The following is an 18,495-nucleotide window of genomic DNA, read 5'->3' as shown; positions in this document are numbered from 1 at the left end:
CTCCGCTTACTTCACGCCCCAGATGGTTTTGTAGTGGCCCTGATAATCATTTTGCGGGTCATACAGGTTGTTGCTGCCACCGTCGGCGGCGATGTTGTCGCGCGTCACCAGGTGCGCCGGAGTGACATAGCCGGAAGGTGGCTGCTTGGCGAAGGCGCGGTTGAACTCATCCAGCAGTTGCCAGCCGTGCAGTTTCAGCGGTTCGGGCACCGTGGCAGACTGGCTGTCGCCGGAACGGATGCGCTGATAGGCGGAAATGGAGCCGTCGCCGGCGGAGATGTTATAAGGCGCATTCTTGCCGCCTTTGCCTGCGGTTTTCAGCGCCGGCGCCATGAAATCAAAGTACAAATCGTTGATCGCCAGCGCGTACTGGAATTTATCGCCGTATTTCTGCAACAGGCTGAAGGTCATGGCCGGCATACGGTTGGAGGTGTCCGACAGCGGGGTGTCGATGAATTCCACCACTTTACAGCCACTGCATTTGCCGATTTCTTCTTTCATCACGTTGGCCTTGTCCAGCGCGATTTGATACAGAGAATCGGTAAAGATCAGCACGCTGGCCTTGCCGCCGGATTGCACCACCGCGTATTGGGCGGCGATGCGCGCCACTTCGTTGGAATCTGAGGTGACGTTATAGAACACATTGTATTTGGCGATCGGTCCCGGCTCCGGCACCGCGTGCCAGGCGGTCAGCACTATGCCTTGCTGGATGGCCTTCTTCAGCGGGATCTTGGCTACGTTCGGGTTCCAGCCGCCGATCACGATGCCGTCCGGCTTCTGGGCGATCGCCTGATTGAGCGAAGCCAACTGGTCTTTCACCGAGCCGCCACCGTCCAAGGTTTCCAGCTTCCAGCCGGCGGCTTTCGCCGCTTCGCTAAGCCCTTCTTGCACGCCCTGCACGCCGCCGTTTTTCATGTCCGAAGCGATAAAGATGATTTTCTTGTTGGCCTGCAACTGCGGGCCGCTGGTCGGCCCGTCCCACTGGGTGACGCTGGCGGTGGCCTTGGCGACCGCCGCCGTGGCCTGATCGAGATAGGCGTCGGCCCAGGCGGGTGAGGCGGCGCCGGCCAGCAGCAGGGTAGTCGGTAAGATCCAAAGACGTTTCATTGGGTGAGCTCCTGGTTAAGGATTGATCGCTTTTTGGTTATTTTTATCCGCCGTAACGGCCGGGCTGCGTTGTACCGCTTTTTGATTGAGTAACCGGCGGCGCTGGGCATAGCCCGCCAGGGTGATCGACAGCAGCAGCGTCGCGCCGTTGAACAGCGGCTCGACCCAGAACTCGCCGCCGAACTGCTGAATACCGGCGATGCCGATAGCCAGAATGGCGATGCCGACTACGGTGCCCCAGACGTTAACCCGGCCGGGGCGAATGGTGGTGCTGCCCAGGAAGGCGCCGACCAGCGCCGGCAGCAGGTAGTCCATGCCGACGCTGGCCTGGCCGACGCCCTGTTCGGCGGCGATCAGTACGCCGCTGAAGCCGGTCAACACGCTGGAGGCAATAAAGGCGCCGACAGTAAAGCGGTTGACCGATATGCCGTTTAACCGCGCCGCCGCCGGGTTGCCGCCCACCGCGTACATGCAGCGGCCCAGCGGAGTGTGTTCGGTGATCAACCACAGCACCACGGCGACGATTAATACGTAGAACGCGACGATCGGGATCCCGCCGATCTCGGTGTGGTGCAGGGCGATAAAGGCGTCCGGCAGATCGCCGACGATCTGGCGCCCGCCGGAGTGCCACAGCGCTATCGCATACAGCACTGTGCCGGAACCCAGGGTGGCAACGAAGCTGTCGATATCCGCCAGCGCCACCAGAATGCCGTTTAGCAGGCCGTACAGCGCGGAGATGACCAACACCGTCAGCACCGCCATCTGCCACGAGAAGCCGTATTCCACCTGCAGGGTGATGGCGAGGATATGCCACAGCACGATGCCGAAGCCGACGTTAAGGTCAATTTTGCCGACGATCATAGGAATGGTCGCCGCCAGCGCCAGCAGGGCGATCTTGGATTTGCTGGAAAGGATCGCCTGCACCGTCAACATCGAGGCGAATGACGGTGCGATCAGCGAAAACAGGACAACCAGCGCAACGCACAGCAGCAGCAGGCCGTAGCGGGTGAGAACCTGCATCAGCCACGGCCCGACGCCGTCTTGCGACAGGCTGACCCTTTGCTCAAGTGCCGTTGATTTAACAGATGTTTTAGACATTACCCACCTCAGATTCTAACGTTGATGCGAGGGTTTCCCCGGCGCTGGCGGAGGCCAGTTCCAATAAATTGGCGAATGACACCTGCTGATTTTTCAGCTCGCCGACCACTTTTCCCCGGTTAAACACCAGAGCGCGGTTGCAGATATGGGCGATCTCCTCAAAATCGTTGGAGACAACCAATACCGCCACGCCTTCTGCCAGGGATTTATTTAAGAGATGATAGATTTCCGCCCGTGCGCCGACGTCCACGCCGGCGGTGGGATCTTCCAGGATCAGCAGCGGTGCGCCCAGGTGCATCCAACGCGCCATCACCACCTTCTGCTGGTTGCCGCCGGACAGGGCGCTGATATCGATATTGACGTCCTTGGGCCGTACATCGAACAGCTGGACCTTCCACCAACTGGCGCCTATTTCCGCGCGGCGGCTGTAGCGCGAAAGCAGCTTGTGGCCGGAGGCCGTCGGATTGATAAACAGGTTTTCACGCACGCTCATCGACATCACCAGGCTTTCGCCGGTCCGATCGCCTGCCACCAATGAGACGCCGCAAGCCATCGCCTGTTGCGGGTTGCCGGCCGTATAGGGTTGGTCACGAAAACGGATCTCGCCGCCGTCGGCCTGGCGCAGACCGAACAGCAGCCGGCCGATCTCCTCTTGCCCGGCACCGCGCAGACCGGCCAGCGCCAGCATTTCGCCAGGTTGCAGGCTGAAACTGACCGGGCCGATATCGCCCACCACCAGGTTATTGAGCTGCAATACCGGCGGCCGGTGTTCCGGCAGCGGCTCGCGCTGATCGTCGGCCATGGCTTCGCCAACGATCATCTGCACCAGATCGCGCAGCGTGTAGTCGGCGGTACTGCCACCGGCCACGTAGCGCCCGTCGCGCATTACGCACACCCGGTCGGCAATCTCGATCACTTCATCCAGCCGGTGAGTGACGTAAATCATGCCGACTTTTTTGGCGCGCAGCCGGTTGATGACCGCGAACAGATGACGCACGTCGTTGGCGGGCAGCGAGGCGGTGGGTTCATCCAGCACCAGCAATTCGGCATTGACCGCCACCGCCCGGGCGATCGCCAGCAATGATTTTTCGGTGCGCGACAGTTCGAATACCCTGGCATCGGGATCCAGCGCGATGCCGACGTCCTGCAACGCCTGAACGGCGCGGTGGCGGATGGCGCGCCAGTCGATCAAGCCAAAACGGCGCGGGAAGCCCATCACCAGCGCCATGTTTTCCGCTACCGTCATCCATTCGATCAGCCCGAGATCCTGATGAATAAAGGCAATAGGTTGGCGGCTGTCACTTTTTATCGCCGCGGCGGAGGCTATGCTGGCTCCCTGAAATTGAATGTCGCCGCCGTCGCGCGGGTAAACCCCCGCCAACACCTTGATCAACGTCGATTTTCCTGCGCCGTTCTCGCCCAGCAGGGCCAGTACCTCGCCCGGCATCACTTGCAGGCTGACGTCATTGACAGCCACGTTGCCGCCAAAACGTTTGACGATATGGCTGAGGGTGAGAATGGGTTGTTCCGCATTGTCTGGTGTCATGTGATGCGCCCCTGGTTTCCGGCATGCGCGATCGGCGCAATGCAAAATGGGTGAACTTATGGTTGTTATATCGCCTTTAAATTTCACTATACGAAATTCAATTTCAAAAATAATATGCCGATCGGTGATCTAAAGCAAAGCCAGAGGCATTTTAATTGTTGTTTTAAAACAATATGTTATTTGTCTCTTTGCGGAATTGTGACGGACAACTCACTTCAGGGGTTACCCGCTTGTTGCGCATTTTTAACCTGCTGCTGACAATGAAACGGCGTTCCGTCTTCACCTGATGCGGGCCTTGGGGTAACATTCCCGACAAAGGGTCCGCTTGCCACGCCGTGGCGTTGGCCGGCGGCTCGACACTGGAGAAATTGCGCTATGAGCCTGAAAGCTGTCGACGAGAAAGATGACAAGAAAGATAAACCCCTGGGCAGCCAAAGCCTGTTCCGTGGTTTGCAACTGATAGAGATCCTGAGCAATTTCCCTAATGGCTGCCCGCTGGCGCACCTGTCCGAGCTGGCGGGAATGAACAAAAGCACTGTCCATCGTCTGTTGCAGGGATTGCATACCAGCGGCTATGTGACTCAGGCGCCGTCGCCTGGCAGCTATCGCCTGACCACCAAGTTTATTTCCATCGGCCAGAAGGCGCTTTCTTCGCTGAATATCATCCACGTTGCCGCGCCGCATCTGGAACAGCTGAATCTGGAAGTGGGGGAGACGGTGAATTTCTCCAGCCGGGAAGATGACCACGTCATTCTGATCTACAAGCTGGAGCCGACCACCGGCATGATGCGCACCCGTGCTTATATCGGCCAGCATATGCCGCTGTATTGCTCGGCGATGGGCAAGATTTTCATGGCCTACGGCAACAGCGACTATCCCGAACACTATTGGCAAACCCATCAGCAAGAGATTCAGACGTTGACGCGCAATACCATTACCGAGTTGCCGGAGATGTATGAGGAATTGGCCGATATCCGCCAGCGCGGCATGGCGATGGATCGTGAAGAGAATGAGCTGGGCGTGTCCTGCGTGGCGGCGCCGGTATTTGATATCCAGCAGCGGGTTCCCTATGCGGTGTCGGTGTCGCTGCCGACCGCCAAACTGCAACAGATTGGCGTGAAGGCCCTGATCAAGCCGGTGTTGGCGACGGCACAGCGCATTTCCCAGGAATTGGGGTTTGTGATCCCGGCTTGAGTATTAGCATCACTGATACTTGATTAGAAATATCAATTTCACCTAATAATTACTTCCTCGTATGATGCGCGTGTTGACCGACACGCGCCCCCCGAACGGCGCTTTTTTCTCTGTGAGGAATACCATGCTAGCTGTCTTTCTGCAGGGCTTCGCCTTGAGCGCCGCGATGATCTTGCCGCTTGGCCCGCAAAACGTCTTCGTGATGAATCAGGGCATCCGCCGTCAGTACCATCTGATGATTGCGTCGCTGTGCGCATTGAGCGATATCGTGTTGATCTGCGCCGGTATTTTCGGCGGTAGCGCCTTACTGAGCCGTTCGCCGCTGTTGCTGGCGGCCGTCACCTGGGGTGGAGTGGCATTCTTGTTGTGGTACGGCTGGGGCGCATTTCGCACGGCGTTCAGCCGACAGTTGGTCTTGGCGACGGCAGAGGAATTGAAACAGAGCCGTTGGCGTCTGCTGGTCACCATGCTGGCCGTGACCTGGCTCAATCCGCATGTCTATCTGGATACCTTCGTGGTGCTGGGCAGCCTGGGTGGCCAACTGACGCCGGATGTGCGCTCCTGGTTTGCGCTGGGTGCGGTGAGCGCCTCCATCGTCTGGTTCTTCGCGCTGGCCCTGTTGGCTTCCTGGCTGGCGCCGTGGCTGAAAACCCAACTGGCGCAGCGTATTATCAATACGCTGGTGGGGCTGGTGATGTGGGCCATCGCAGGGCAATTGGCCTGGCAGGGGGCAAATTTATAAGAATTTGTCACTAATCCGAATTTAAAAGCCCGCGCGATATGCTACGTTTTATGCCAAGGAACCGGCTGTCAGGCCGGTAATCAGTTACAGCCTGTCATCAAGGAGACACTGTGAAGCTTAAAGCATTGGCTATGGCCGCAATGGTTGGATTAGGGACGCTGCCTCTGGCGCTGCAGGCGGCGGAGTTGCCGGAAGGGCCACACGTAGTCACCTCGGGTACCTCGAGCGTAGACGCTACCCCAGATATCGCGACGCTGGCTATCGAAGTCAGCGTTTCTTCCAAAGACGCCGGGCAGGCGAAAAAGCAGGTCGACGAGCGCGTGGCGCAATATTTCGATTTCTTGCAGAAAAACAATATCGAGAAGAAAGACATCAGCGCCGCCAATCTGCGCACTCAGCCGGAATATGATTACCTGAAAACCGGCGAGTCGGTATTGAAAGGCTACCGTGCGGTACGTCAGGTGCAGGTGACGTTACGTCAACTGGATAAACTGAACGAGCTGCTGGACGGCGCGTTGAAATCCGGCCTGAACGAGATCCGCTCAGTTGAGCTGGGCGTGGCGAAGCCGGATGTGTACCGCGAGCAGGCGCGCCAGAAGGCGATCGAGAATGCCACCCAGCAGGCCGCTTCTTTGGCGAAAGGCTTTAACGCCAAGCTGGGGCCGGTCTTCAGTATTCGTTACCATGTGGCCAACTACCAACCGATGCCGGTAGCGCGCATGTATAAATCGGCGGGGGCAGCGGCGGAAACCGATGCGGCGCAAACCTACGAACAGCAAAGCATTCACTTTGACGATCAGGTGGATGTGGTGTTCGAGTTGCAGCGCAACGCCGCTCAGTAACGGCAGGCTTGTTGCAGTAAAAAAGGTTCGCCACGGCGAACCTTTTCCATTTAATCCTGGCGCAGAACCTGACGGCCATGCTCCAGCAGGGCGTCGGTCACTTTGCGCATCATGCGGCTCTCCGGCGCGAAGCGGTGCCAGAACAGCATGCGGCGCTGGAACAGGCCCGGCGTCAGATCGATAAGCTCGCCCGACTCCAGCTCTTTCTCAATTTGCAGGTGCGGGATCATGCAGCAGGTGGTGCCCTGGCGCGCCAGTTGCACGAAGGCTTCCGACGAGTTCACGATGTGGCAGGGCACGCTGCCCGGCGACAGATCAAAGTTCTGTTGCAAGAAAGCCTGATGCATATCGTCGAGATGATCGAACGCCACCGCAGGCGCTTTCAGCAGCGCGGAGCGCGTGACGCCGTTCGGGAAGTAGCGCTCGGCAAAGCCTTTCGAGGCGACGAACAGATAATCCAGTGCGCCCAGTTGATCCACCAGACAGCTTGGCAGCGGCTGCGGCTGGATACTCACCGCACCCACCACTTCACCGCGGCGCAGCCTTTCCTGGGTACGCGTTTCGTCTTCCACCTGCAGGTTCAGGCGAATGGGGGAATCGGTAAGCACCGGTTTCAACGCAGGCAGCAACCAGGTCGCCAGACTGTCGGCGTTGACCGCCAGCGACAAGAGCAGCGGCGTATCGGCACCGGTGTCGTTACCCAGCCACTCTTCTTCCAGCAGTTCCACCTGGTGCAACAGCGCCAGCAATTTCTGGCCCTGCTCGGTCGGCCGCGGCGGTACGGTGCGCACCAGCAGTGGCTGGCCGAACAGATTTTCCAGCTGTTTAATGCGCTGGGATACCGCCGATTGGGTGATGCAAAGTTTCTGCGCGGCGCGCTCAAAGCCGCGCTCACGGATCACCGCGTCCAGCGCTTGCAGCGTTCGATAGTCTGGGCGTTTCATCGGAAAGATATCCCTTAAATTAGATTGATACTGGCACTATGCCACATTTCTGGCGTTTTACAGGTGGAAAAATCACGGGGCTATTTTGCTGCGGCGCGCCTAAAAATGCGGCTTAGGGTGAAGAAGTGTGATCCTGCCGGAGTGAAAAATAGCGATTTACCCTATAATACGCACACGTTTTCGTACAGAGGCAATGGACATATCATGACGCAGGATGAACTGAAAAAAGCGGTTGGCTGGGCAGCGCTGGATTACGTTACCCCGGGCACCATCGTTGGGGTGGGCACCGGCTCTACCGCCGCCCACTTTATTGACGCACTCGGCTCCATCAAGCACCAGATCGAAGGGGCGGTGTCCAGCTCCGACGCCTCTACCGCCAAGCTGAAAAGCCTGGGCATCCACGTGTTCGACAGCAACGAAGTGGATTCGCTGGATATTTACGTCGACGGCGCGGATGAAATCAACCGCCAGATGCAGATGATCAAAGGCGGCGGCGCGGCGCTGACGCGTGAAAAAATCATTGCCGCCATCGCGCGCAAGTTTATCTGTATCGTCGACTCCAGCAAACAGGTGGACGTACTGGGCAAATTCCCGTTGCCGGTGGAAGTGATCCCGATGGCGCGATCTTATGTGGCGCGTGAGCTGGTGAAACTGGGCGGCCTGCCGGAATACCGTCAGAACGTGCTGACCGACAACGGTAACGTGATCCTCGATGTGCATAACCTGAGCATCATGGATGCCATTGCGCTGGAAAACAAAATCAACGGCATCGCCGGGGTGGTGACCGTCGGCCTGTTCGCCAATCGTGGTGCGGATGTGGCGCTGGTCGGTACGCCTGACGGCGTGAAGGTGGTTGAATAAACCCCATGCTACGGAGGCGCGTAGAGTGCGCCTTTATCTTGTATGCGGTCTTGGATCCTGCCCGACCGCATAATTCACTGGCTAAAATATCTTTTATTAAAAGCGCCAAATTTGGTGACATATGTCACATTGTGAGCCTTGGCTCCACAAAGCTTCTGTCTATTTCTTTCCCTTTGGCATTTTCTGCCAAAAACCGGCAACAACGCTGAGCCTTGTACTGACGGGCAGGCAATCGTTTGTATTGCCGCCCGCGTTATTTTTGTTATGTTGGATGCGTGCTGTTTCATAACAGCCGCTTCTGAAGTCTGAATATAGGGTCGGGTAAATGGCAAAAGTATCATTGGAGAAAGACAGGATTAAATTCCTGTTGGTGGAAGGGGTTCATCAGAGCACGGTAGATAATCTGCTTGCGGCCGGGTATACCAACATTGAATATCACAAAGGTGCGTTAGACACCGAAGCGCTTAAGGCATCCATCCGCGATGCTCACTTCGTCGGCATCCGATCGCGTACGCATCTGTCCGAAGAAGTTTTCGCTGCCGCAGAAAAACTGGTGGCGGTGGGTTGTTTCTGTATCGGCACTAACCAGGTTGATCTGAAAGCGGCGACCAAACGCGGCATTCCGGTGTTTAACGCGCCTTTCTCCAATACCCGATCCGTAGCCGAAATGGTGCTGGGCGAGCTGTTGCTGATGCTGCGCGGCATTCCTTCCGCCAACGCCAAGGCACACCGTGGCGAGTGGCAGAAACTGGCCGTCGGCTCGTTCGAAGCGCGCGGCAAGAGACTGGGGATTATCGGCTACGGCCATATCGGCACCCAGTTGGGTATCCTGGCCGAAGGCCTGGGCATGAAGGTGTTTTTCTACGACATCGAGAACAAGCTGCCGTTGGGTAATGCCCAGCAGGTAAGACACCTGTCCGATTTGCTCAATATGAGCGACGTGGTGACGCTGCACGTGCCGGAAACCCCGTCGACCAAGAACATGATGGGTGCAGAAGAGCTGGCGCTGATGAAGCCGGGTTCGATTCTGATCAACGCCTCGCGCGGCACCGTGGTGGATATCCCTGCGCTGTGCAATGTACTGGCCAGCAAACATTTGGCCGGTGCGGCGATCGACGTCTTCCCGGAAGAGCCTGCGACCAACAGCGAGCCGTTCAACTCGCCGCTGTGCGAGTTCGACAACGTGATCCTGACTCCGCATATCGGCGGCTCCACTCAGGAAGCGCAGGAGAACATCGGCGACGAAGTGGCGGGCAAGCTGGCGAAATACTCCGACAACGGTTCGACCCTGTCGGCGGTTAACTTCCCGGAAGTGTCGCTGCCGGCGCATGGCCCGAACGCCAGCCGCCTGCTGCACATTCACGAGAACCGCCCTGGCGTGCTGACGCAGATTAACCAGATCTTCGCGGAAGAAGGGGTGAACATCGCTGCGCAGTACCTGCAAACCGGTCCGGAAATCGGCTACGTGGTTATCGATATCGAAGCGGAAACCGAACGTGCCGACGCCGCATTGCAGCGCATGAAGGCGATTGCCGGTACCATTCGCGCCCGCCTGTTGTTCTGAGTGTTTGCGCGTTAACGAAAAGGCCGGATAAATCCGGCCTTTTGCTATTCCTGCTCCCGCCACACCCAATTCTGCGATGGGGTGATGATTTCCGGTAACGGGATATCCCAATGTTCCACCGGGACCTTTTCCACCTGCTGACAGTCGTGCGCTAACCCTATCGGGTAGAGGCCCGTCAGCTGCCAGTTTTGCAAGGTGCGATCGTAGAACCCGCCGCCCATCCCCAAACGCTGGCCTGCGCTGTCGAAGGCGACCAGTGGCGTCAGCACCACATCGAGTTCACCGACCGGCAATACGTGGCGTACGTCGAGCTGTGGCTCGAGAATATTAAAGCGGTTGTTCACCAATAGCGTATCCGGGGTATAGCGCAGGAACAGCAGATTGCCGGCGCTGAACGGGTGCAGAACCGGCAGATAAACCTGCAATTCCTGCCGCCATAATCGTTCGATCAACGGACCGGTATCCAGTTCGCCGTCGAACGACAAGAAGACAGCAACGCTCTGCGCCGCCAGAATACGCGGATGCGCAGCGATACGATCGGCCATCTGCAAAGCAAAATCATGTTGTTGTTCAGGCGTTAAGGCGCGCCGACGTTGACGGATTAGGTTTCGGATATTCTGCCGCTGTTGGGCATATTGGGATTGAAAAGACATAATCAGCACACATACCGCTGAGGAAGGGGGAATCTCCGAGATGCCGTCGCAGGCTGTAACCCTTGAACCCATGGTTCAAGGTGAACGTGCTGTCGCAATCTTAAGGCTTCTCGGCGGGCCGAGCATGCACACCGATCGCGGATCATCACATTCTGTTGGTACTAAATATCGGCTCAGGGGACTGGCCCGCTGGCGAACATCTCAGAGAAATTTTTTACTCATTGCCGAAACCTTCGATTTCAGCAACTTAAGTTATTCGAATTGTGCATCCTGACGTTCAGAGATGCGACCCTGTTCAAGCAAAGCCTGTTCAATGGTCTGTTGCAGCATACGAATGCGTTGTTCCATATTGGACGCATAATCACGGGTTTTCAACCGTTCTTGAGCAAGTTCGTGACATACGTTCAATGCCGCGATAAAAACCAGTTGCTCAGTATTTGAGACTCTAGTGCGAACTTTAAGATCTTGCAACCGTTGGTTAAGATCGTCCGCCGCCATGTTCAACGCATCTTGTTGTTCTGGCGGGCAATTGACTCTTAACGAGCGGCCAAAAATTTGAATATCTACCGGTTGTGCAGACATGCCACCTTCCTGCCTAAATTTCGCGCCAGCCCCAGTTCGCCCTTACCGAGCCACCAAAGCGGGCGCCACTATATATACCTCGGTACCAAGATACAACCCCTTTTTCAGTACCTGGTTGTAATCTACCGCGACAGACATTACCAGTCAAAAAAGGGTTTCAAAATGCGTATTTAGCGTCATTTTGCTCCTTGCCGGCACTGTGTGAGTTCTGGCGCATCACGATTATAACTAGCCACTGAGGTGTCGCGCTTATCTGGTACAGCGATGGACCTTGGTGGTAGCATAACACGAACTTATCCTGCCAACGATGACGAATGCGCATGTCTATACAGAATACATTTCCAAGTTACCAATCTTTGACCGTTGCTCTCAACCAGCAAGCGGTGGCGTTGACCGCAGCAGAAATGCACGGTTTGATCAGCGGCCTGTTGTGCGGTGGCAGCCGCGACGCCGGCTGGCAAACGCTGGTCTACGATCTGACTAACGAAGGCGTGGCCTTTCCGCAGGCATTGAACCTGCCGCTCCAGCAACTTTATGAAATTACGCGTGAAACGCTGGAAGACGACGACTTCATGTTCCAACTGATGATGCCGGAAGGCGAAACGGTAACCGTCTTCGATCGCGCCGACGCGCTGGCCGGGTGGGTGAACCATTTCCTGCTCGGGTTGGGGATGATGCAACCGAAACTGGCTCAGGTGAAAGACGAAGTGGGTGAGGCGATCGACGATCTGCGCAATATCGCTCAACTGGGTTACGACGAAGACGAAGATCAGGAAGAGCTGGAACACTCTCTGGAGGAAGTGGTGGAGTATGTGCGGGTGGCGGCTATTTTGTGCCATACCGAATTTACCCGCCGCAAGCCGACGGCGCCGGAGAATGCCAAACCGACCTTGCACTAAACCCCGATACCACGCCCGTAGAGGCCGTGAGCACAGGCAGATTGATTTCAGGAGAAGGTGATGACTCAGCAGGAATTCAACAACCGCCGTCAGGCGCTGTTGGCGAAAATGGCTCCGGCCAGCGCGGCAATTATTTTCTCTGCGCCGGAAGCGACGCGCAGTGCAGATACTGAATATCCTTACCGTCAGAACAGCGATTTCTGGTATTTGACCGGTTTCAACGAGCCGGAAGCGGTGTTGATTCTGGTGAAGAGCGACGAAACGCATAACCACAGCGTGTTGTTCAACCGGGTGCGCGATCTGACCGCGGAAATCTGGTTTGGCCGTCGCCTGGGCCAGGATGCCGCACCGGCGAAGCTCGGAGTGGATCGCGCGCTGTCGTTCGACGAAATCAACGATCAATTGCACCTGCTGCTCAATGGCCTGGATGTGGTTTATCACGCGCAGGGCGAATACGCCTATGCCGATCAGATCCTGTTCTCGGCATTGGACAAGCTGCGTAAAGGTTTCCGCCAGAACCTGCAAGCGCCGGCGACCATCACCGACTGGCGCCCGTGGTTGCACGAGATGCGCCTGTTCAAATCCGCGGAAGAACTGGCAGTGATGCGTCGCGCCGGTGAGATCAGCGCGCTGGCTCATACCCGTGCGATGGAAAAATGTCGCCCCGGGATGTTCGAGTATCAGCTTGAGGCGGAGATCCTGCATGAGTTTACCCGTCTTGGCGCCCGTTACCCGTCTTACAACACCATCGTCGGTGGCGGCGAAAACGCCTGCATCCTGCACTACACAGAAAACGAAAGTGAGTTGCGCGATGGCGATCTGGTGCTGATCGACGCCGGTTGCGAGTATAAAGGCTATGCCGGTGACATCACCCGTACCTTCCCGGTGAACGGTAAATTCAGCAAACCGCAACGGGCCCTGTACGACATTGTGCTGAAGTCGCTGCTGCGGGCTCTGGAGCTGTTAAAACCCGGCGCCAGCATCCGTGAAGCGAACGACGAAGTCGTGCGTATCATGATTACCGGGCTGGTGGAACTGGGCGTCCTGAAAGGCGAAGTGGATCAGTTGATTGCCGAACAGGCGCACCGTCAGTTCTACATGCACGGGCTGGGCCACTGGCTGGGGCTGGACGTGCACGACGTCGGCAATTACGTCACGCCGGCTCGCGATCGCGAACTGGAGCCGGGTATGGTGCTGACCGTCGAGCCGGGTCTGTACATCGCACCGGACGCCGACGTGCCGGAACAATATCGCGGCATCGGCATTCGCATTGAAGACGACATTGTGATCACCGCCGGCGGCAATGAAAACCTGACCGCCGGGGTGGTGAAAGACGCCGATGCCATTGAAGCGTTGATGGCGGCGGCAAGGTAAGCGGATGAGCGTAATTATCGTTGGCGGCGGCATGGCGGGGGCGACGTTGGCGCTGGCCATCTCGTCGCTTACCCAGGGAAGGATGGCGGTTGATCTGATCGAAGCTACGCGGCCGGACGACCGCAGCCACCCGGGGTTTGACGCCCGCGCCATCGCCTTGGCGCAGGGCACCTGCCAGCAACTGACGCGTATTGGCGTCTGGCCGGCGCTACGCGATTGTGCGACGGCCATTACCCATGTGCACGTTAGCGATCGCGGCCACGCCGGCTTTGTTAACCTGTATGCGCAAGATTATCAGGTCGATGCGCTTGGTCAGGTAATTGAATTGCACGACGCCGGCCAACGGCTGTTCGCGTTGCTGGCCAAAGCGCCCGGCGTCACGCTGCACTGCCCGGCACGGGTGGTCGACGTGCTGCGTACCGCAGATCGCGCCGAAGTGCTGTTGGATAACGGACGGCGCATCAACGGGCAACTGTTGGTGGCGGCGGACGGATCGCGTTCGGCACTGGCACAAGCCTGCAATGTACAGTGGCAACAAAGCGAATACCCGCAGTTTGCCACCATCGCCAACGTCACCACTTCGGAGGACCCGCAGGGGCGTGCCTTCGAACGTTTCACCCGCTATGGGCCATTGGCGCTGTTGCCGATGTCTCAGGGCCGCAGTTCGCTGGTGTGGTGCCATGCGCGTGAAGATCGCGCCGAGGTCGATGGCTGGGATGACGCCCGCTTTATCAGTGAGCTGCAACAGGCGTTTGGCTGGCGGCTGGGCCGGATCGTCAAAACCGGCAAACGCCACAGCTATCCGCTCAGTCTGCTGACCGCCAGCCGGCATGTCAGCCATCGGCTGGCGCTGGTGGGCAATGCCGCGCAGACGCTGCATCCGATTGCCGGCCAGGGGTTCAATCTGGGGCTGCGCGATGTGATGTCGCTGGCGGAAACGCTGGCAGAGGCGGAGCGGGCGGGCGAAGATCCCGGTGGCTATGCGCTGCTGAGCCGCTATCAGCAGCGGCGACAGAAAGATCAGCAGGCGACGGTCGGCGTGACCGACGGCCTGATCCGGCTGTTCGCCAACCGTTACGGCCCGTTGGTGGTCGGGCGCAATTTGAGTCTGATGGTGATGGAACAGCTGCCGGCGGTGCGCGATGCCTTTGCCAAACGTACGCTGGGCTGGGTGGATCGCTAGGCTGGTGTATAAGCAGGGGCGCAGCGTAGTGCGCCCGCAACGCCGCGCAATCGCTGCGCCGCGAGTCATTTAAGGAAATTAAGCAGCATGCAATCATTTGACGTGGTTATCGCCGGCGGCGGTATGGTGGGTTTGGCACTGGCCTGTGGCCTGCAAGGCAGCGGTCTGCGCGTGGCGGTGCTGGAGCACCGGCAACCGGAAATGACGCCGCCGCAGGAACAGCCGGCGCTGCGCGTATCCGCCATCAACGCCGCCAGTGAGCGCCTGCTGCAGCATATTGGCGTGTGGGACGAAATCCTCGCCCTGCGCGCCAGCGCCTACAACGCGATGGAAGTGTGGGATCGCGACAGCTTCGGCAAAATCGCCTTTCGTGGCGACGAATGCGGCTTCAGTCACCTCGGCCATATCATTGAGAATTCGGTGATCCAGCAGGCGCTGTGGAAGCGTGCGGAAAGCCTGAGCGATGTCACGCTGATCACCCCGGCGGCGCTAAAACAGGTGGCATGGGGCGAGAACGATGCCTTTATCACGCTTGAAGATGGCCGCATGCTGACTGCACGGCTGGTGGTGGGCGCCGACGGCGCGCATTCCTGGCTACGTCAGCATGCCGATATTCCGCTGACCTTCTGGGATTACCGTCATCACGCGCTGGTGGCCACCATCCGCACCGAAGAGCCGCACCAGGCGACGGCGCGGCAGGTATTTTATGGCGATGGCATTCTGGCGTTTCTGCCGTTCAGCGATCCGCATCTGTGCTCTATCGTTTGGTCGGTAGCGCCGGAAGAAGCGGAGCGCCTGAAGCAACTGGATCCGGAGCAATTTAACCGTGAGCTGGCGATGACGTTCGATCTGCGCCTCGGCGCCTGTCGGCTTGAGAGTGAGCGCCAGACCTTCCCGTTGACCGGGCGTTACGCGCGCAGCTTTGCCGCGCACCGTCTGGCGTTAATGGGGGATGCGGCGCATACCGTGCATCCGTTGGCCGGCCAAGGGGTGAACCTGGGCTTTATGGATGCCGCCGAGCTGATCGCCGAACTGCGGCGCCTGCAGCGTCAGGGCAAGGACATTGGCCAACATTTGTACCTGCGTCGCTATGAGCGCCGCCGCAAACATGGCGCTGCCGTGATGCTGGCGAGTATGCAAGGGTTCCGTGAGCTCTTTGACGGCAATCACCCGGCGAAGAAACTGCTGCGCGATGTCGGTCTGCGTCTGGCCGACAGCCTGCCGGGCGTTAAGCCGAAACTGGTGCGCCAGGCAATGGGCCTGAACGATTTGCCGGAGTGGCTGGCTTAAGGCGGGAAACTCAGGATAAAGCCTTCGCCTGTAGCTTTCGTCGGGGCGCGGCATGCTCTGCACCACCATGAAAAAAGCACTTTGTCATCATCAAGGCTCCTTGCGGAGCCTTATCGTCATTGAATGAACCAAGAGCACTACTCTGCGGCGATCTGTCGCCGTTGCAGGGCTTGCGTCATGCCGTAAAGCCCATAACACAACAGCTCCAGTATAATCAGCGCGGAAAAAATCGACAGCGACAGCATGACGCCATAGTTGGGTATTTCGACGGCGTAAAACACGGCTAAAGGGGTCATCATCGCCACCAGAATGCTGGCATTGATGATCCTCAGCCGATTGTCGTTCATCAGGTTGGCGCGAATATAACCCCGTAAAATCCACAGCATCGACACACCGACGATGGCGATGAAAAATTCTGCATTCATGTAAATCGTTCTGCTCCCGGCCGGCAACAGATCAAATCGATCAAGAATAAGGCACAACGCAACGAACAATAGGGGTGCCGCCAGGCACAGCAGCGCCAGGAAGCTGAACTGCTGTTTTTTCTGCGGCTGATGCCCCAATATTTTTAGCAGGATGCTCTCAATATCCAACACCGCGCCGATGGAAATGCAGATCAGGCCAAAGGTTAACGGCCAGTATTGCAGCACTTCACTCCCGCCGATAACCCGGCTCAGACAGATGACGACAATGATGTTGCTCATGAGCGACGAGGCGGTCATCAGAAAGGCCGAAAAGTAAGGCGCGATGATTTGCCGATAGTGCCTGCCGCCCCCTTCGTGCAGCCGAATCCCCTGACGCAGGACCAACAGCAACAGCAAAATGGCCTCTGTATAGGCACCCGCCACAAGCGCAAGGATCGCCGCCATATCCACAGGCACCTGAAACCGGGTCAGCGCATAACAACCGAGCACCGAAACCAGCACGCGGACGAACGAGGCGCGGCTCATCAGGGCGGTTTTGCCTTCCAGGATGCAACATCCCTGCAGATAACGTCGGACGCCTACGGCCAGCAGAGAAAGCGAAAACACGTGGGTAATAAAGGCGATATGCGGGCTGATATGTTGCCTAAAACCCCAAACGCCCAGATTGAATATCAAAAAGACCGCGACGGCGAGCAGCGCGGAAAACATCAGCGTCTCCGCACTCTTTTTCATTTTGATGACCACCGCGCACAGAGGGAAAACAAACGCGTTGGCAAACATGAAAGTACTCAAGGCAACGGCGTAATCGCCGGATGCCTTGAGGCTGTAAGCCGAAAGAATAAGCGAGATGATAGGGAGTTCCAGATTCAGCAGACTGATGCTGATTGCACTGGGAAACCATAATCGCAACATGCCGGCGGTATTCATTTACTGACTCTCCCCGTCATCTGCCGCCACGGCATCGTGATAAGGCAGGTAGTCATTTACCAGCCATTGGAAATCCGCCGTTAAAGACGCCAGCGAATCATTCCACAGCAGGATCCCGCCAATGCGGTCGCGTACGCTCTGCGGTCTGGTCAGCAGCGTGCCGTGCGGAACCTCCCATGTCGTTTTATATGCGCTGCCGACGCTGATGTTTTTTTCTATATCGGCGCGTGCGCCTTCCCGATGCGGATACCACACCCAGGCGGCGTAACCGACAGGCCGCTCGTTCGCCTGTTCCAGCAGGCCCATTTGCGCCAGAAAATGCTGTTCCTCGATATTGCGGCCAGAACACAGGGCATGCATTTGCGGGATCCAGCCGCCGGGCGCGCGGGCGGCGATTTCCAGAAACACGATACGGTCATCTTTGGTCAGAAAGGCTTCCAGATGAGTCGCGCCGTCAGGCACATAGCCCAACGCGTCGAATACGCGGGAGTTATAGGCTTCGAAGCGCGAATACAGCGGATTTTCTTTGTCCAGCGGCAAACTGCCTACTGGCTTGCCATCAATAAACTCGGCGTTGGGGTGGCTGTATTGGCAGATATAAATATCGGCGATCTTTCCTTGATAGACCAGGCTGTCGATATGAAACAGCGTTCCTTCAATAAATTGGTCCAGCTCATAGTTTTCAACGTCTTTATTGGTTTCACACCATTGCCGCAGCGCCGGGCGGTCATGAATTTTGGCGATTCGCTCACTGCCAGCCGAATCAATTTGCTTGGCAAATATCGGATAAGACAAAGGCTGCTCAACTTGCTGAAGATAACGTTCAGGCGCTGCCTGATAGGCCTGTGGAGAAAAGGGCACGACCAGAGGGATATCGATATCGCCGGCGGCGATGACAGCCTTCATGCGCAACTTATTGATAAAGGGTTCAGTTTGCGCAAAAGTTGCCCCCTGAATACCGAATGTCTCCCGCAGGCGCGCTGCATGCCCCAGAAAATACTCGTCGTTGGTGATGATTCTCACCTCCGCCATATTGGTGATATTGCGACGGGTAAAAAGATCGCGACAGGCTTGCGTCAGTTCTTCTGTCGTGAAGGGATCGCAGATTTGAATATCGTCGAAACAAGGTTTTTGATCTGCGGGCAAATTGCCCCAGCCCTGTTTCCCCGTCAGCAGACAGACCGCGTATTTTTCCCTGTCGATCAGCTTATTCCAGTCAGTCCGGAAGGTGACGATGTTCTGCAATATGATAAATGTTTTCATG

At 57.5% G+C, this 18,495-nt stretch carries 17 protein-coding genes and 1 other RNA gene; 9 read left to right on the top strand and 9 right to left on the bottom strand.

Annotation, left to right across the window (positions count from 1 at the left end; genetic code table 11):
- Positions 1-6: 6 nt before the first annotated feature.
- Genes ACTJJ1_RS22660 through ACTJJ1_RS22650 form a run of 3 tightly spaced genes read right to left on the bottom strand, consistent with a single transcriptional unit; the run spans position 7 to position 3,751 of the window.
- Positions 7-1,107, bottom strand: a complete 1,101-nt coding sequence (locus tag ACTJJ1_RS22660) for an ABC transporter substrate-binding protein (RefSeq protein ID WP_004952532.1) — start codon at positions 1,105-1,107, stop codon at positions 7-9.
- A gap of 15 nt (positions 1,108-1,122) precedes the next feature.
- Positions 1,123-2,205 carry an ABC transporter permease gene (locus ACTJJ1_RS22655; RefSeq protein WP_006327768.1) on the bottom strand — a complete coding sequence of 361 codons (1,083 nt, stop codon included), beginning with the start codon at positions 2,203-2,205 and terminating at the stop codon, positions 1,123-1,125.
- Positions 2,198-3,751, bottom strand: a complete 1,554-nt coding sequence (locus tag ACTJJ1_RS22650) for a sugar ABC transporter ATP-binding protein (protein ID WP_004952528.1) — start codon at positions 3,749-3,751, stop codon at positions 2,198-2,200. The genes ACTJJ1_RS22655 and ACTJJ1_RS22650 overlap by 8 nt, the downstream gene beginning before the upstream one ends.
- A 375-nt stretch (positions 3,752-4,126) precedes the next feature.
- Here ACTJJ1_RS22650 and ACTJJ1_RS22645 point away from each other — a divergent pair, with 375 nt between their 5' ends.
- The 3 genes from ACTJJ1_RS22645 (at position 4,127) to ACTJJ1_RS22635 (ending at position 6,529) form a co-directional block, all read left to right on the top strand.
- A complete protein-coding gene (locus tag ACTJJ1_RS22645) occupies positions 4,127-4,945 on the top strand; it encodes an IclR family transcriptional regulator (RefSeq protein WP_440835415.1) in 819 nt (272 codons plus the stop codon).
- Positions 4,946-5,069: 124 nt separating this feature from the next.
- Positions 5,070-5,687, top strand: a complete 618-nt coding sequence (gene argO, locus ACTJJ1_RS22640) for an arginine exporter ArgO (RefSeq protein WP_440835413.1) — start codon at positions 5,070-5,072, stop codon at positions 5,685-5,687.
- Between the two features lie 110 nt (positions 5,688-5,797).
- Positions 5,798-6,529 carry an oxidative stress defense protein gene (locus ACTJJ1_RS22635; protein ID WP_004952521.1) on the top strand — a complete coding sequence of 244 codons (732 nt, stop codon included), beginning with the start codon at positions 5,798-5,800 and terminating at the stop codon, positions 6,527-6,529.
- Between the two features lie 50 nt (positions 6,530-6,579).
- On the opposite strand, the gene ACTJJ1_RS22630 is transcribed toward ACTJJ1_RS22635, so the two are convergent.
- The gene (locus ACTJJ1_RS22630; RefSeq protein ID WP_004952519.1) at positions 6,580-7,473 is read right to left on the bottom strand and encodes a LysR family transcriptional regulator ArgP; all 894 of its coding nucleotides are present in this window, start codon (positions 7,471-7,473) and stop codon (positions 6,580-6,582) included.
- Between the two features lie 204 nt (positions 7,474-7,677).
- On the opposite strand from ACTJJ1_RS22630, the gene rpiA reads away from it, so the two are divergent.
- Both rpiA and serA read left to right on the top strand, forming a co-directional pair.
- Positions 7,678-8,334: a ribose-5-phosphate isomerase RpiA gene (rpiA, locus tag ACTJJ1_RS22625; protein ID WP_006327765.1), complete on the top strand. Its 657-nt coding sequence runs from the start codon at positions 7,678-7,680 to the stop codon at positions 8,332-8,334.
- A gap of 325 nt (positions 8,335-8,659) precedes the next feature.
- Positions 8,660-9,898, top strand: a complete 1,239-nt coding sequence (gene serA / locus ACTJJ1_RS22620; RefSeq protein ID WP_004952511.1) for a phosphoglycerate dehydrogenase — start codon at positions 8,660-8,662, stop codon at positions 9,896-9,898.
- A gap of 44 nt (positions 9,899-9,942) precedes the next feature.
- Here the strand turns inward: serA and ACTJJ1_RS22615 are convergent, their stop codons facing one another.
- The 3 genes from ACTJJ1_RS22615 to zapA all read right to left on the bottom strand — a co-directional run bounded on the left by ACTJJ1_RS22615 (position 9,943) and on the right by zapA (position 11,133).
- Positions 9,943-10,551 carry a 5-formyltetrahydrofolate cyclo-ligase gene (locus tag ACTJJ1_RS22615; protein WP_440835410.1) on the bottom strand — a complete coding sequence of 203 codons (609 nt, stop codon included), beginning with the start codon at positions 10,549-10,551 and terminating at the stop codon, positions 9,943-9,945.
- A gap of 28 nt (positions 10,552-10,579) precedes the next feature.
- A non-coding RNA gene (gene ssrS / locus ACTJJ1_RS22610) (6S RNA) lies at positions 10,580-10,762 on the bottom strand.
- A 41-nt stretch (positions 10,763-10,803) separates the two neighbouring features.
- Positions 10,804-11,133, bottom strand: coding sequence for a cell division protein ZapA (gene zapA, locus ACTJJ1_RS22605; RefSeq protein WP_004931621.1), 330 nt, complete (start codon positions 11,131-11,133; stop codon positions 10,804-10,806).
- 320 nt (positions 11,134-11,453) lie between these two features.
- Here zapA and ACTJJ1_RS22600 point away from each other — a divergent pair, with 320 nt between their 5' ends.
- The 4 genes from ACTJJ1_RS22600 to ubiI all read left to right on the top strand — a co-directional run bounded on the left by ACTJJ1_RS22600 (position 11,454) and on the right by ubiI (position 15,879).
- Positions 11,454-12,032 (top strand): YecA/YgfB family protein, encoded by a 579-nt coding sequence (locus tag ACTJJ1_RS22600; protein ID WP_062792733.1) that lies wholly within the window; start codon positions 11,454-11,456, stop codon positions 12,030-12,032.
- A 60-nt stretch (positions 12,033-12,092) separates the two neighbouring features.
- Entirely contained in the window at positions 12,093-13,406 is a 1,314-nt protein-coding gene (pepP, locus tag ACTJJ1_RS22595) for a Xaa-Pro aminopeptidase (protein ID WP_421413820.1), read from the top strand.
- A 4-nt stretch (positions 13,407-13,410) separates the two neighbouring features.
- The gene (ubiH, locus tag ACTJJ1_RS22590; RefSeq protein WP_440835407.1) at positions 13,411-14,589 is read left to right on the top strand and encodes a 2-octaprenyl-6-methoxyphenyl hydroxylase; all 1,179 of its coding nucleotides are present in this window, start codon (positions 13,411-13,413) and stop codon (positions 14,587-14,589) included.
- An 87-nt stretch (positions 14,590-14,676) separates the two neighbouring features.
- Positions 14,677-15,879, top strand: a complete 1,203-nt coding sequence (gene ubiI, locus ACTJJ1_RS22585; RefSeq protein WP_004952495.1) for an FAD-dependent 2-octaprenylphenol hydroxylase — start codon at positions 14,677-14,679, stop codon at positions 15,877-15,879.
- Positions 15,880-16,016: 137 nt separating this feature from the next.
- On the opposite strand, the gene ACTJJ1_RS22580 is transcribed toward ubiI, so the two are convergent.
- Complete coding sequence (locus ACTJJ1_RS22580; protein WP_006327760.1) at positions 16,017-17,231, bottom strand: hypothetical protein; 1,215 nt, start codon at positions 17,229-17,231, stop codon at positions 16,017-16,019.
- Entirely contained in the window at positions 17,232-18,494 is a 1,263-nt protein-coding gene (locus ACTJJ1_RS22575; protein WP_004952488.1) for an ATP-grasp domain-containing protein, read from the bottom strand.
- Position 18,495: the final 1 nt, after the last annotated feature.

The sequence above is a fragment of the Serratia sp. 22264 genome (assembly GCF_052045345.1).
GTDB classification, from domain to species: Bacteria; Pseudomonadota; Gammaproteobacteria; order Enterobacterales; family Enterobacteriaceae; genus Serratia; species Serratia plymuthica.
Note: the sequence above shows the minus strand (reverse complement) of the source record. Positions and strands in the feature narration are given on the sequence as shown.